The organism is Aeromonas sp. s4 (assembly GCF_040907855.1).
GTDB lineage: Bacteria > Pseudomonadota > Gammaproteobacteria > Enterobacterales > Aeromonadaceae > Aeromonas > Aeromonas caviae.
Genome location: NZ_JBFOCP010000056.1, coordinates 73,120 through 86,617, shown reverse-complemented (window position 1 = coordinate 86,617; position 13,498 = coordinate 73,120). Strand labels below are relative to the sequence as shown.

13 protein-coding genes are annotated in these 13,498 nt (G+C 61.5%); 5 read left to right on the top strand and 8 right to left on the bottom strand.

Annotation, left to right across the window (positions count from 1 at the left end; genetic code table 11):
• The first annotated feature begins 25 nt into the window (after positions 1-25).
• The 4 genes from AB5Y89_RS18805 to fhuB are packed head-to-tail and all read left to right on the top strand — an operon-like array spanning position 26 to position 5,396.
• Positions 26-1,672: a multidrug ABC transporter permease/ATP-binding protein gene (locus tag AB5Y89_RS18805; RefSeq protein WP_261999507.1), complete on the top strand. Its 1,647-nt coding sequence runs from the start codon at positions 26-28 to the stop codon at positions 1,670-1,672.
• Between the two features lie 46 nt (positions 1,673-1,718).
• Complete coding sequence (locus tag AB5Y89_RS18800; RefSeq protein ID WP_010672275.1) at positions 1,719-2,483, top strand: ATP-binding cassette domain-containing protein; 765 nt, start codon at positions 1,719-1,721, stop codon at positions 2,481-2,483.
• 31 nt (positions 2,484-2,514) lie between these two features.
• Entirely contained in the window at positions 2,515-3,417 is a 903-nt protein-coding gene (locus AB5Y89_RS18795) for an ABC transporter substrate-binding protein (protein WP_322131121.1), read from the top strand.
• A complete protein-coding gene (fhuB, locus tag AB5Y89_RS18790) occupies positions 3,414-5,396 on the top strand; it encodes a Fe(3+)-hydroxamate ABC transporter permease FhuB (RefSeq protein WP_029313369.1) in 1,983 nt (660 codons plus the stop codon). The genes AB5Y89_RS18795 and fhuB overlap by 4 nt, the downstream gene beginning before the upstream one ends.
• 70 nt (positions 5,397-5,466) lie before the next feature.
• Here the strand turns inward: fhuB and mnmE are convergent, their stop codons facing one another.
• From mnmE to AB5Y89_RS18750, 8 genes are all read right to left on the bottom strand, one after another.
• The gene (gene mnmE, locus AB5Y89_RS18785) at positions 5,467-6,828 is read right to left on the bottom strand and encodes a tRNA uridine-5-carboxymethylaminomethyl(34) synthesis GTPase MnmE (protein ID WP_010672278.1); all 1,362 of its coding nucleotides are present in this window, start codon (positions 6,826-6,828) and stop codon (positions 5,467-5,469) included.
• A 109-nt stretch (positions 6,829-6,937) separates the two neighbouring features.
• Positions 6,938-8,584, bottom strand: a complete 1,647-nt coding sequence (gene yidC / locus AB5Y89_RS18780) for a membrane protein insertase YidC (protein WP_041214180.1) — start codon at positions 8,582-8,584, stop codon at positions 6,938-6,940.
• 5 nt (positions 8,585-8,589) lie between these two features.
• Positions 8,590-8,838, bottom strand: coding sequence for a membrane protein insertion efficiency factor YidD (yidD, locus tag AB5Y89_RS18775; protein ID WP_010672280.1), 249 nt, complete (start codon positions 8,836-8,838; stop codon positions 8,590-8,592).
• On the bottom strand, positions 8,805-9,164 hold the full coding sequence (gene rnpA / locus AB5Y89_RS18770) for a ribonuclease P protein component (RefSeq protein ID WP_010672281.1): 360 nt from the start codon (positions 9,162-9,164) through the stop codon (positions 8,805-8,807). The genes yidD and rnpA overlap by 34 nt, the downstream gene beginning before the upstream one ends.
• The gene (rpmH, locus tag AB5Y89_RS18765; protein ID WP_005307156.1) at positions 9,164-9,298 is read right to left on the bottom strand and encodes a 50S ribosomal protein L34; all 135 of its coding nucleotides are present in this window, start codon (positions 9,296-9,298) and stop codon (positions 9,164-9,166) included. Before rpmH ends, rnpA begins: the two co-directional genes overlap by 1 nt.
• A 269-nt stretch (positions 9,299-9,567) precedes the next feature.
• A complete protein-coding gene (locus tag AB5Y89_RS18760; protein ID WP_010672282.1) occupies positions 9,568-10,302 on the bottom strand; it encodes an amino acid ABC transporter ATP-binding protein in 735 nt (244 codons plus the stop codon).
• 12 nt (positions 10,303-10,314) lie between these two features.
• Positions 10,315-10,983, bottom strand: a complete 669-nt coding sequence (locus tag AB5Y89_RS18755; protein WP_010672283.1) for an amino acid ABC transporter permease — start codon at positions 10,981-10,983, stop codon at positions 10,315-10,317.
• Positions 10,984-11,742 (bottom strand): amino acid ABC transporter substrate-binding protein, encoded by a 759-nt coding sequence (locus AB5Y89_RS18750; protein WP_010672284.1) that lies wholly within the window; start codon positions 11,740-11,742, stop codon positions 10,984-10,986. It lies immediately after the preceding gene.
• 310 nt (positions 11,743-12,052) lie between these two features.
• On the opposite strand from AB5Y89_RS18750, the gene dnaA reads away from it, so the two are divergent.
• On the top strand, positions 12,053-13,423 hold the full coding sequence (dnaA, locus tag AB5Y89_RS18745; RefSeq protein WP_039040645.1) for a chromosomal replication initiator protein DnaA: 1,371 nt from the start codon (positions 12,053-12,055) through the stop codon (positions 13,421-13,423).
• Positions 13,424-13,498 lie beyond the last annotated feature (75 nt).

Genomic DNA, 13,498 nt, shown 5'->3' with positions numbered 1-13,498 from the left:
CCTTCCATTCATCTACAGGCCTGTCATGGAACTCTTGTCACTGGTTTATCGCCAATACCGTTGGCCCTTCATCGCCATTACCCTGCTCAGCCTGCTGAGTGCTGTCAGCGGGATAGGCGTCATTGCCTTCATCAATCAATCACTTATCGAATCAGTCGGGGATCCGCTGCCGATCCTGGGTCAGCTTGTCGGCCTGGTCTTGCTGCTGCTGGTGATCACGCTCGGATCCCAACTTGCCCTGACCACCCTGGGTCACCATTTCGTCTACCGGTTGCGTGGCCGCCTGCTCAAGCAACTGCTGGATACCGACGTCGCCCGTCTGCGTCAAATAGGGCAGGGGCCGCTCCTGGCCTCCCTTTCCAGCGACATCGGTCAGATCACCATCGCCTTCGTGCGCCTGCCGGAACTGGTACAGGGTCTGGTGCTCACCCTGGGCTCCATCATCTACCTTGGCCTGCTCTCTCCCGCCTTGCTCGGTGTTACCGCCCTCTGGGTCACCGTGACCATGGTGGTGGGCTGGCTGCTGGTGAACCGGGTCTATCGCCACCTGGCGCACATGCGCCAGGCCGAAGACAGGCTCTACCAGAACTACCAGTCCATCATCGCCGGGTGCAAGGAGCTGGCGCTCAACCGCGAGCGTGCCCACTTCGTCTACCACCAGCTCTATGAGCAGAATGCCCGGGACTACCGGGAGCAGATCATCCGCGCCGATACCTACCACCTGAGCGCGGTGAACTGGTCGAATATCATGATGCTGGGTGCCATCGGCCTGGTCTTCTTTCTGGCCAACGGGCTGGGCTGGGCCAACACCAATGTGGCCGCCACCTTCGCCCTGACCCTGTTGTTCCTGCGCACTCCCTTGCTGCAAGGTATCGGAGCCTTGCCGACCCTGATCGCCGCCCAGGTGGCGTTCGACAAGATAGCTGCCCTCAATCTGGCAGAGCCTGACGAAGCGTTCCCGTTGCCGCCTGCGCCTTGCTCCTGGCAGCGCATCGAGCTGGAGCAGGTGAGCTTTCACTACCAGGGGGAGGGCGGTTTCTCCGTGGGCCCCATCAATCTGGTGATCGAGCGGGGGGAGCAGATATTCCTCATCGGTGGCAACGGCTCCGGCAAGTCGACCCTGGCCATGCTGCTGACCGGGCTCTATCAACCGGTCTCTGGCCGGATCCTGCTGGATGGGGAGCCGGTCACCGATCGCAACGGCTATCTGGCGCTCTTCTCCGCCATTTTCACCGACTACCACCTGTTCCAGCATTTGCTGGGGCCCGAGCCGAAAGAGGCGTTGGTCGCCGAGTGGCTTGAGCGGTTGCAGATGGGCAGCAAGCTTGCCATCAAGGATGGCTTCATCGCCGATATCGACCTCTCCCAGGGCCAGCGCAAGCGGGTCGCCCTGCTGCTGGCCCTGGCAGAGCAGCGGGAGGTGATGCTGTTCGACGAGTGGGCTGCGGATCAGGATCCCCAGTTCCGCCGCATCTTCTATCAGGTGCTGTTGCCGCGCCTGAAAGAGATGGGCAAGACGGTGATCGCCATCAGCCACGACGATCACTACTTCTCTCTGGCCGATCGCCTGCTGGAGATGCGCCAGGGCCGCCTCACCGAACTGACCGGTGAGCAGCGCGAGCAGGTGAGCCGGGATGCGGTCGCCCATCTGGATGGCAAGGTGCCGGCCTGATGCTGGCACCGATGAGACTGGCAGCAAGCCAGCACAGGAATTGCTTATGTTCGAGATGAAATCCGCCAGCTTCGCGGTCAATGACCGCACGCTGCTGCACCCCACCAGCCTTCGCTTCGAGCAAGGTCGGGTCTATGGCCTCATCGGCCACAACGGGTCGGGCAAATCGACCCTGATCAAGCTGCTGGCGCGCCAGCAACCCCACAGCGGCGGGGAGATCCTGTTCGATGACCAGCCGTTGTCTGCCTGGGGCAACCGGGAGTTTGCCCGTCAGGTGGCCTATCTGCCCCAGCACCTGCCGAGTGCCGAAAACCTGCTCGGCCGCGAACTGGTGGAGATGGGGCGCTACCCCTGGCGCGGACTGCTGGGCCGGATGGGAGCGGAAGATCACCGTCAGGTGGAGCGTGCCATCGCCCTGACCCACACCGAACGCTTTGCCGATCGGCTGGTGGATACCCTCTCCGGCGGTGAGCGGGGGCGAGTCTGGCTCGCCATGCTGCTGGCTCAGGAGAGCCGTTTCATCCTGCTGGACGAGCCGCTGGCCGCCCTGGACGTGGCCCATCAGGTGGAGGTGCTCACGCTCGTCAAGCAGCTCAGCCGCCAGCTCAACCTCGGGGTCATCATCGTCATTCACGACATCAACATGGCCTCCCGTTTCTGCGATCGGCTGGTGGCGCTGCACTCCGGCCGTCTGCTGACCCACGGCGAGCCCGAACAGATCATGACAGGGGAGACCCTGAACGCCATCTATGGCATCCCCATGGAGGTCATTCGCCATCCGGCCCATGACCACGCCATCGCCATCGTCTGACCGGGGGCCGCTCTTGAACCGTTTATTGAAGATGGCGCCCTGTCTGCTCAGTCTGCTGCTGCCCCTGGCAGGGGAGGCCGGGCAGCTTGTCACCGCCACCGACGCCACCAGCGCCACCCCCCGCATCGCCACCGTGGACTGGACCATAGCCGAAACCCTGCTGGCGCTCGGAGTGACACCGATGGCGGTGGGGGATGTGGCCCCCTATCGCGCCTGGGTCGGTGAACCCCAGCTTCCTGCCGGGGTGATCGATATCGGGCTGCGTGCCCAGCCCAACCGGGAACTGCTGGCGGAGCTCAAACCGGATCTTATTCTCATCTCGCCGCTGGCGGCCCCCCTGGCGCCGACCCTCTCCCGCATCGCGCCGGTGCACTCCATCGCCCTGTATGAACCGGGCACCGATCTGTGGCAGCGACTGCGGGAAGCGACCCTGACCATAGCCGCCCTGGTCAACAAAGAGGCGGAGGCTGAACGCCAGCTCGCCGCGCTGGAGCAGGATCTGGCACAGATGCAGGCGGCGCTGCCCGCCGATCTGCCCCCCTTGCTGGTGGTGCAATTCATCGATGAGCGCCATGTGCGGGTGTTTGGCCGTGGCAGCCTGTTCGAGGCAGTGATGCAGCGCCTCGGCCTTCGCAACGCCTGGCAGGGAGAGACCAATGCCTGGGGATTCTCGGTCGCGAGCCTGGAGCAGTTTCTCGGGATGTCGGAGGCCAGGCTGGTGGTGGTGGACCCCGTGCCCGTAGGAGTTGGTGAAAAACTTCAGGAGCCTGGATTGTGGCAGCATCTCCCGCTGGTACAGAACAATTCGGTGATCCATCTGCCTGCGACATGGAGTTTTGGTGGCATATTGGCGGCCCGCCGCTTCGCCACCCTGCTGGACGGTGCCTTGCGGGAGCAGGCTGTCCACAGAGCAACCGGGGGATCAAATCAATGAGCTCTTCTCTTTCTTCGCCCCTGCTGCGCCCGGGTCTCTGCCTGTTGGTGCTGACACTGGGGCTGGCTTGCGCCGAGCTGGCGCGTCAACTGCCGGGGGCGCTCTGGTGGCAGGCCCTGTTCTCCCCCGAGCTGGACGATGCCCGCCAGGCGGTGGTCCATTTCAGCTGGCTGCCGCGCCTTGCCATCTGCCTGCTGGCCGGTGCCGCCCTCGGGCTCGCCGGTACCCTGATGCAGCAGGTGCTGCGCAATCCCCTGGCCTCGCCCACCACCCTGGGGGTGGCCTCCGGCGCCCAGCTGGCGCTGATGATGGTGACCCTGCTCGCTCCCTCCTGGCTGCTGATCGGGCGGGAGTGGATCGCCATGGCCGGGGGAAGCCTGGCCATGGGGCTGGTCTTCGCCCTGGCTTGGCGCCGTCAGCTCAATCCCGTGGTCATCGTCTTTGCAGGGCTGGTGATCAACCTCTATCTGGCCGCCATCAGCATGGGATTGCTGCTGTTCTTCCAGGAGGAGCTCAAAGGGTTGCTGGTGTGGGGGAGCGGATCTCTGGCCCAGAACAGCTGGAGCGGCGTCGGCTATCTGCTGCCACGGTTGCTGCTGGCCGCGATGCTGGCGGCGGTGCTGGTGCGCCCGCTGGCAGTGCTGGAGCTGGACGATGCCAGCGCTCGCAGCCTGGGGGTCTCTCTCAAGCACCTGAGATTCGCCGGTCTCGGCCTCGCGGTCTTCATCACCGCCTGCGTGGTGAGCGTGGTGGGGCTGATCGGTTTTATCGGGCTGGCGGCGCCCGCCATGGTGCGGCTGCTGGGGGTCAGAAAACTGGCCCAGCGGCTGCTGTGGGCACCCATCCTCGGCGCCCTGTTGCTGGCGGCCACCGATCTGCTGCTGCAGACCCTGAGCCGGTTCTGGCCTGTGCTGATCCCGACCGGCGCCATGACGGCCCTGTTGGGGGCGCCGCTGCTGCTTTGGCTGATCCCGCGTCTTGGCATCAAGCAGAGTGCGCCTAAGGCGAACTCCTCTCTGTTGTTGGCCCGCCATCCGGCGCCGACTCGCCTTGTTGGCCTGATGGTGTTGGGGCTGGCTGCGGCGGTGATCGCCTCCCTGTTGTTTGGGCAGGGGATGGGCGGCTGGGGTTGGCCGAGCTGGCTGCGGTGGCAGGCCCAACTGGAGTGGCGCTTGCCGCGCACGCTGGCTGCGGGTGCCGCAGGCGTGTTGCTGGCGCTGGCTGGCACCCTGTTGCAGCGAGTCAGCAACAACCCCATGGCGAGCCCCGAGCTGCTGGGGGTGAGCGGTGGCACCTTCATGGGGGTGATTGCGGCGGCCCTGTTGCTGCCCGCCTTGCCGCTGCCCATGATGCTGCTAGGGGGACTGGTGGGCGCCTTCGCCTGCCTGTTGCTGCTGGTGCTTATCAACCGGCGCAACGGCTTCCAGCCGGAGCGGATACTGCTGTCTGGCATCGCCATCACGGCGCTGTTCGAGCCGTTGCAGGCCATCGCCCTGGCCAACGGCGACCTGCGGGTGCAGCAACTGCTCTCCTGGATGTCCGGCTCCACCTATTACGTCACCCAGCCGGTGGCCCTTGCCCTGGTGGTGTTGGCGCTGCTGATGCTGGCAGCCTGCCTGCTGGCGAGCCGCTGGCTCGACCTCATGCCCATGGGGCCGGCGGTAGCGACGGCTCTGGGGATCCATCTCGGCCGCGCCCAGCTCACCATCCTGCTGCTGGTGGCCGTGCTCACCGCCAGTGCCACCATGGTGATAGGCCCGCTCTCCTTTGCCGGTCTGCTGGCGCCGCACCTGGCCAGATTGATGGGGTTGGTGAGGGCGCGCTGGCACCTGCTCGGCGCCGCAGGCTGTGGCGCTTTGCTGATGGTGTCGGCGGACTGGATCGGCCAGCAGATCCTCTTTCCCCAGGAGGTGCCCGTCGGTCTGGTCTCCACCCTGTTAGGGGGCGCTTACTTCATGTGGTGCCTGCGCCGTCTCTAGGTTGGTGGATGAAAAGCGCACAAAAAAAGCCCGGGGTGAACCCGGGCTTTTCATTGCCTGCTCTGCGGATTTACTTGCCGATGCAGAAGCTGGAGAAGATGCGGCCCAGCAGATCGTCGGAGCTGAACTCGCCGGTGATCTCGGACAGGGACTCCTGGGCCAGGCGCAGCTCCTCGGCCACCAGTTCGCCAGCCACATAGACCTCAAGCTGCTCCCTGGCTACCAGCAGCCGTTCGGCGGCGCGCTCCAGTGCGTCCAGGTGGCGGCGGCGGGCCATGAAGCCCCCTTCGGTGTTGCCCTGGAAGCCCATGCAGGCCTTGAGGTGCTCGCGCAGGGCGGGCAGCCCCAGCTCGGTCTTGGCGGAGATGCGATAGACGGCATGGCCCTGCTCCTGGCTCGGTGCCAGATCCTCGCCGGTCAGGTCCGCCTTGTTGCGCACCACGGTGAGGCCGATGTTTTTTGGCAACCGATCAACGAATTCCGGCCAGATGTCGTGGGGGTCGACGGCATCCGTGGTGGTGCCGTCCACCATAAACAGCACCCGGTCGGCCTGTTCGATCTCGGCCCAGGCGCGCTCGATGCCGATCTGTTCCACCTTGTCCTGGGTATCGCGCAGGCCCGCGGTGTCGATGATGTGCAGCGGCATGCCATCCAGATGGATGTGCTCGCGCAGCACGTCGCGGGTGGTACCGGCGATCTCGGTGACGATGGCGGACTCGCGGCCTGCGAGGGCGTTGAGCAGGCTCGATTTGCCGGCGTTTGGACGACCGGCGATCACCACCTTCATCCCCTCTCGCAGCAGGGCACCCTGCTTGGCCTCGCCGCGTACGTCATCCAGCTCGGACATGATGGCGTAGAGGTCACCCGCCACCTTGCCGTCGGAGAGAAAGTCGATCTCTTCATCCGGGAAGTCGATGGCCGCTTCCACATAGATGCGCAGCCGGGTGAGGCTCTCCACCAGCTGTTGAACCTTGCCGGAGAACTGCCCCTGGAGGGAGTGCATGGCGCTGCGGGCGGCCTGCTCGCTGGAGGCTTCGATGAGATCGGCGATGGCCTCGGCCTGGGCCAGATCCAGCTTGTCGTTGAGGAAGGCGCGCTCGCTGAACTCGCCCGGGCGGGCGGGGCGGATGCCATCGATCTGCAGGATGCGGCGGATCAGCATGTCGAGAATGACGGGGCCGCCATGGCCCTGCAGCTCCAGCACATCTTCGCCGGTGAAGCTGTTGGGGGCCTTGAACAGCAGGGCGATGCCCTGATCCAGCGCCTGGCCCTGCTCGTCCCTGAACGGCAGATATTCGGCATAACGCACCCTGGGGAGCTTGCCGAGCACTATCTCGGCGACCCGCTCGGCGGCAGGGCCGGAGACGCGGACTATGCCGACGCCGCCACGGCCGGGGGCGGTGGCCTGGGCCACGATGGTATCTGTTGTCATCTTGCTTGACTCGCTGGTTGGCTGAATGAGTAAGAGGGTGGAGGACATTGTAATAAAAAAGGCGGCCCGAAGGCCGCCTCTTTTGTCATTAGGAAAGATGGGCTGCGCATCAGTTGCGTGAGTGCAGGCCTTTCTTCTCCAGCTGACGATAGATGATGGTCTGCTGGATGATGGAGATGACGTTGCTCACCAGCCAGTACAGAGTCAGACCTGCCGGGAACCAGAGGAACATGAAGGTGAAGATGATCGGCATGAACTGCATCACCTTCTGCTGCATCGGGTCCGTGATGGTAGTCGGGCTCATCTTCTGCAGATACCACATGGAGGCACCCATGAGGATTGGCAGCACGAAGAAGGGGTCCTTCACCGACAGGTCGGTGATCCACAGGGCGAACGGCGCGTGGCGCAGCTCGACAGACTCCATCAGTGCCCAGTAGAGAGCGATGAAGATGGGCATCTGTACCAGGATGGGCAGGCAGCCGCCCAGCGGGTTGACCTTCTCCTTCTTGTACAGCTCCATCATGCCCTGGGACATCTTCTGACGATCGTCACCGAAGCGTTCCTTGAGCGCAGCCAGCTTGGGCTGGAGCATGCGCATCTTGGCCATGGAGGTGTACTGGGCCTTGGTCAGCGGGAACATGATGCCGCGCACCAGCAGGGTCAGCATGATGATGGCCAGACCCCAGTTCTGGACGAAACCGTGGAACACGGTCAGCAGCCAGTGCAGCGGTTGGGCGATGAACCAGAGCCAGCCGTAGTCGACAGTCAGATCCAGGTGGTTTGCCACCTTGGCCATCTGATCCTGCAGCTTGGGACCGATCCACAGCTTGCCGCTCACTTCGGCCTGCTGGCCGGCAGCGACGTCAACCAGCGGCGCCTTGTAGCCGATGATGGCCTGGTCCTTGCCCGGGATCACGCGGCTGTAGAAGCTGTTGGTGTCGTTGGCATTCGGGGCCCAGGCAGAGACGAAGTAGTGCTGCAGCATGGCGACCCAACCACCCTGGGTGGTCTTGTTCAGGTCGGCATCCTTCATCTCGTCAAAGGTGTACTTCTTGTAGCGGGAGTCTTCGCTGGAGAAGGCTCCACCACGGTAGGCACTGGCCACCATGGCATGACCTTCCTGATCCTTCGGCGTGGTCATGGTCTGCTTCAGCTGACCGTAGAACTGTACCTGGACCGGCTCGGCAGACTTGTTGTCGATCTTGTAGTCGACGCCCACGGCGTAATCACCGCGCTTGAGCACGAACTCCTTGGTGAAGACCACGCCCTTGCTGTCGGTCCAGGTCATCGGAACGACGACTTGATCCTGACCATCGGCCAGCTGATAGCTGGTCTGGGCGGCTTCATAGGTGGGACGACCCTGGGCCTGGCTGTCCGGACCATCGCGACCGACCAGACCGCTCTGGGCCACATAGAGGTGGGCAGGCTGGCTGGTCAGCAGGGTGAACGGCTGTTCCTTGCCTTCTTCCAGCTTGTGGGCCAGCAGTTCGGCAGAGACGATGTCACCGCCCTGGGTGTCCAGGGTCAATTTGAGCACGTCGGAGGAGACGGTGATCAGCTTGCGCGCGGCGTTACCATTTGCTTGCTCGGAAACCTGAGGAATATCACCGGTCTGACCGGCTTCAGGTACGAAATGTTCGGTTTGGGCCACGGTAGTCGGGGCCGGCTTCGGAGCCTTGTCGGACTCCCACTGTTGCCAGAGCAAGAAGCTCACGAACAGCAAACCGATCAGGAGTAAATTGCGTTGTGATTCCATAGTCTTCAGTTTCTTCGCTTTGGTTGCGGAACCGGGTCATAACCACCCTCGGATAAGGGATGGCATTTTAATAGACGTTTGCTGGCTAACCAAACGCCTTTTATGAAACCGTGAAGTCGGATTGCTTCTATCGCAAATTGGGAACAAGTCGGGGTGAAACGGCAGCGCGGCCCGAGCAGGGGACTAATGATTAGCTGATACAGGCGTATCAGTTTGATTGCTACCCATTGCAACGGCGTGACAGAGTGCGCCATAGCTTTTCCAGTAACTTGAACAGCGCTTCGTTGTCCATTTCCTTCACGCCACCCTTGGCGATCACGACGATGTCGATAGCGGGCAGATTGGCTTGATTGAGGCGAAAACTTTCCCGAACCACTCGTTTTACACGGTTGCGCCAGACGGCACGCTTGAGCGCCTTTTTGGGCACGGCGAGGCCAAGACGGGGGTGTTCGAGGGAGTTGGGGCAAGCAAGAAGCGTAATTTGCGGAGAAGCGGCCCGGACAGGCTCGGCGAAAACGCGTTTGAAGTGTTCGGGAGTTAACAGACGTAACTCCCGAGAGAAGGTGTGCTGGGTAGGCATTAGACTACCAGGCGGGCACGACCCTTGGCACGACGAGCGGCCAGAACTTTGCGGCCGTTGGCAGTAGCCATGCGAGCGCGGAAACCGTGAGAGCGCTTGCGCTTCAGGTTGGACGGTTGAAAAGTACGTTTCATGATTCGATTCCGTATTTCTGTACAGTTTTGATTGTCACACTTAGCCGACGCGCCAGCTATAGCGTGTGACGACTAGCAAAAGAGGCCGAATTCTAAACAGAGTTCAGCTTCTCGTCAATCCGCCGTTCCTTTCCATCTCGCCCCGTTCGTCGACCGAGCGGGATAATCTGGCAGGATCCGGAGGATCAAGGGCCCCGAATTATACTGGCAACCCGGGGTTAAACAAGGATCCCTCAAGAAAAAAGGCGGCCAGGCCGCCAAAGAGAGAGCTATTTAAGTACTTTGCGCAGGAACTCCCGGGTACGGGGATCCTGCGGATCGACCAATATCTGATCCGGCGGGCCCTGCTCCACGATCCGGCCTCCTTCCATGAAGATCACCCGATCGGCGACATCACGGGCAAACTCGATCTCGTGGGTCACCACCACCATGGTCTGGTGCTGGCGGGCGAGCTGCTTCATCAGGCCCAGCACCTCGTCGACCCATTCGGGATCGAGGGCGGAGGTGGGCTCGTCAAACAGGATCACCTTGGAGTGGGCCGCCATGGCCCGGCCGATGCCGACGCGCTGTTGCTGGCCGCCGGAGAGGGAGGCCGGGTAGGCATCCTGTTTCTCGGCGAGGCCGATGTCCTTGAGGATGCCCAGGGCAGTGGCACGAGCCTCCGCCTTCGGCTGCTTCCAGACGGTGATCAGCCCCTCGGCGATGTTGTCCAGCGCCGTCTTGTTGGCGAACAGGGCGTAGTTCTGGAACACGAAAGAGGCGCGTTTGCGCAGTTCGATGGCCTGCTGGTCGCTGGCCTTGGCCAGATCCACGGCGAGGTCATCGATGACGAGCCGCCCTGCATCCGGGGTTTCCAGCAGGTTGAGGCAGCGCAGCAGAGTCGACTTGCCGGTACCGGAAGGACCGATGATGACGACAATCTCCCCCTTCTTTACCTCAAGATCGATGCCGTTGAGCACCTGATTTCCGTCATAGGCCTTGGAGAGACCCGTTAGGTTGATCATGACAGGCCTCCTTTAATAAGCACGGTTCAGCCGCACTTCCAGCAGATGCTGCAAGCGAGTGAAGAAGATGACCACCACCCAGTAGATCAGCGCCACCGCCATGAAGCTCTCGAAGAACTTGAAGGAGGAGGCCGCTTCCATCTGGGCCTTGCCCATGATCTCCGCCACTCCCAGGGTAAACGCCAGGGAGGTGCTCTTGATCATGTCGATGAAGTAGTTCATCAACGATGGTGTCGCGATGCGGGCCGCCTGGGGCAGGATGATCCGCTGCATCGCCTGCAGCCGGCTCATGCCGATACTGAGGGCGGCTTCCATCTGGCTCTTGTGGATGCCGAGAATGGCTGCCCGGATCGACTCGGCCATGTAGGCGGCAAAGTGCAGGGTCAGGCCGATGATGGCGGCGGTAAAGGCATCCATCCCCACGAAGATGGGGAAGAGCTGCGGCAGCCCGTAATAGAGCAGGAACAGCTGGACGAGCAGCGGTGTACCCCGGAAGAACGAGATATACAGCATCGCCAGCCAGTGAAGTGCGGGAACGCGAAACACCCGTACTATTGCCAGGATCAGCGACAGTACGAGTGCCAATACGAATCCCCACAGGGCCATTTCCATCGTGGTGCCCAGGTATTTGAGCAGGATGGGAAACAGCCCTAGCGTGTACTCGAGGTCAAATTCCATCATTTATTTGCTGGTGATGTCCGCTGCGAACCATTTTTCGGAGATTTTGGTCAGGGTGCCGTCTTTGCGCATGGCGGTGAGGGCATCGTCAACCTTCTTCAGCACGGCCTGCTTTTCCGGGGTCTTCAGGAAGGGCAGGGCGTTCTCGATGGTTTCGAACGGTGCACCGGCCTGTTGCAGCGGCAGCTTGGATTCCTTGATCAGCTGGGCGGTGGAGACGCGGTCCATCACGAAGGCGTCGATGCGGCCCAGGGCGACATCCTGCTCGAAGGCGGAGTCATAGGTACGGATATCGATCTTCTTGTTGGGGTCGTTCTTGCGCAGCAGCTCTTCGAAGTTGGAGCCCAGGTTGACGGCGACTTTCTTGCCTTCCAGGTCTTTGATGCCGTGGATGGTGTTGTTGCCCTTGCGGACCACGATCTGGGCACCGTCATAGACATAGGGCTGGGAGAAGGCGTACTTGGCCTTGCGCTCGTCGGTGATGGTGATCTGGTTGGAGATGGTGTCGACGCGGCCGGTTTCCAGCATGCCGAACAGGCCGGAGAAGCTGGCGGTCACGAACTCGACCTTGTAGCCGGTGCGCTCACCGATCTGGTTCCACATGTCCACCTCGAAGCCCTGCAGCTTGTCCTGCTTGACGAAGGTGAACGGGAAATATTTGCCGGACATGCCGACCTTGATGGTTTCCTGGGCGATGGCCTGGCCGGACAGGCTGGCCAGCAGAATGGCGGCGCCGGAAATCAGCTTGATGGTGGTTTTCATGGGGATTCCTCTCTCTGTAGTGCTGTATTTTTAGTTGTAATCACGGGTTGGCGCTGATGTTATTGGAATAAAATATAAAAAATAAATGATATTTGGTTATATAAAATAACTATGGTCGCAGCGCGCCATTCTGTCCACATTGACGATATCCGGCTGTGGGTAACTTTGGGGATGAAATGGGATCCTGGGGCGTTGGATCCTTGAAAGTCAAGGATCTTATTTGCTGGATCCGTGCGGCAGCAACTGGAGATCCGGCCACTAAAAACGTAGAATAGCCGGTCTTTACTTAATCAATTGACGGGAGTCTAGAGTGACTGCTTCGCTATGGCAGCAGTGCCTTAACCGGCTGCAAGATGAGTTGCCCTCGGCAGAATTCAGCATGTGGATCCGGCCGCTTCAAGCGGAGTTGAGTGACAATACTCTGACCCTGTATGCACCGAACCGCTTTGTTCTGGACTGGGTACGCGACAAGTACCTGCTCCGGGTCAACGGCATCATCAACGAGCTGTGCGGAGCCGACGCTCCCACCCTGCGTTTTGATATCGGCAATCGCCCTCATCCCGTCGCGGTCGCCAGGGCGCCGGCCCGTGGTGTCGATCCTGTGAATAACTCTCCCAAGAGCTGGGAAAACAAGGCCGAAAACAAGCCCGAGCCAAACCACAAGAGCAACACCAACGTGAACTATACCTTCGAGAATTTCGTCGAGGGTAAGTCCAACCAGCTGGCCCGTGCGGCCGCCCGTCAGGTGGCCGACAATCCGGGTGGTGCCTACAACCCGCTGTTCCTCTATGGCGGCACCGGCCTGGGCAAGACCCACCTGTTGCACGCCGTTGGCAATGCCATCAAGGATCGCAAGAAAGACGCCAAAGTCATCTACATGCACTCCGAACGGTTCGTGCAGGACATGGTGAAGGCGCTGCAGAATAACGCCATTGAAGAGTTCAAGCGTTATTACCGTAGCGTCGATGCCCTGCTCATCGATGACATCCAGTTCTTCGCCAACAAGGAGCGCTCCCAAGAGGAGTTCTTCCACACCTTCAACGCCCTGCTTGAAGGCAACCAGCAGATCATCCTGACCTCGGACCGTTATCCGAAAGAGATCAACGGGGTGGAAGATCGTCTCAAGTCCCGCTTCGGCTGGGGCCTGACGGTGGCGATCGAACCGCCCGAGCTGGAGACCCGGGTGGCGATCCTGATGCGCAAGGCGGACGAGAACCAGATCCACCTGCCGGACGAAGTGGCCTTCTTCATCGCCAAACGACTTCGCTCCAACGTCCGTGAACTGGAAGGTGCCCTCAACCGGGTGATCGCCAATGCCAACTTCACCGGCCGCGCCATCAACATCGACTTCGTGCGCGAGGCGCTGCGCGATCTCCTGGCCTTGCAGGAGAAGCTGGTTACGATCGACAACATCCAGAAGACGGTGGCGGAGTACTACAAGATCAAGCTGGCGGATCTGCTCTCCAAGCGTCGCTCCCGTTCCGTTGCCCGCCCGCGCCAGCTGGCGATGGCGCTGGCCAAGGAGCTGACCAACCACAGCTTGCCTGAGATAGGGGATGCCTTTGGTGGCCGTGACCACACCACGGTTCTTCATGCCTGCCGCAAGATTGAGCAGCTGAAGGAAGAGAGTCACGACATCAAGGAAGACTATTCCAACCTGATCCGTACCCTTTCTTCCTGATAACGGAACGGAGTGCACAGATGCAGATTGCATGTTCCAGCCTGATCCGAATCCTTTCCTCCCAATAACAACGGA

Excerpts from the sequence above, each read along its gene's own strand:
- AB5Y89_RS18805 (WP_261999507.1), top strand. The coding sequence starts at position 26 with ATGGAACTCTTGTCACTGGTTTATCGCCAATACCGTTGGCCCTTCATC.
- AB5Y89_RS18800 (WP_010672275.1), top strand. The coding sequence starts at position 1,719 with ATGTTCGAGATGAAATCCGCCAGCTTCGCGGTCAATGACCGCACGCTG.
- AB5Y89_RS18795 (WP_322131121.1), top strand. The coding sequence starts at position 2,515 with ATGGCGCCCTGTCTGCTCAGTCTGCTGCTGCCCCTGGCAGGGGAGGCC.
- fhuB (WP_029313369.1), top strand. The coding sequence starts at position 3,414 with ATGAGCTCTTCTCTTTCTTCGCCCCTGCTGCGCCCGGGTCTCTGCCTG.
- mnmE (WP_010672278.1), bottom strand. The coding sequence starts at position 6,828 with ATGACAACAGATACCATCGTGGCCCAGGCCACCGCCCCCGGCCGTGGC.
- yidC (WP_041214180.1), bottom strand. The coding sequence starts at position 8,584 with ATGGAATCACAACGCAATTTACTCCTGATCGGTTTGCTGTTCGTGAGC.
- yidD (WP_010672280.1), bottom strand. The coding sequence starts at position 8,838 with ATGGCGCACTCTGTCACGCCGTTGCAATGGGTAGCAATCAAACTGATA.
- rnpA (WP_010672281.1), bottom strand. The coding sequence starts at position 9,164 with ATGCCTACCCAGCACACCTTCTCTCGGGAGTTACGTCTGTTAACTCCC.
- rpmH (WP_005307156.1), bottom strand. The coding sequence starts at position 9,298 with ATGAAACGTACTTTTCAACCGTCCAACCTGAAGCGCAAGCGCTCTCAC.
- AB5Y89_RS18760 (WP_010672282.1), bottom strand. The coding sequence starts at position 10,302 with ATGATCAACCTAACGGGTCTCTCCAAGGCCTATGACGGAAATCAGGTG.
- AB5Y89_RS18755 (WP_010672283.1), bottom strand. The coding sequence starts at position 10,983 with ATGATGGAATTTGACCTCGAGTACACGCTAGGGCTGTTTCCCATCCTG.
- AB5Y89_RS18750 (WP_010672284.1), bottom strand. The coding sequence starts at position 11,742 with ATGAAAACCACCATCAAGCTGATTTCCGGCGCCGCCATTCTGCTGGCC.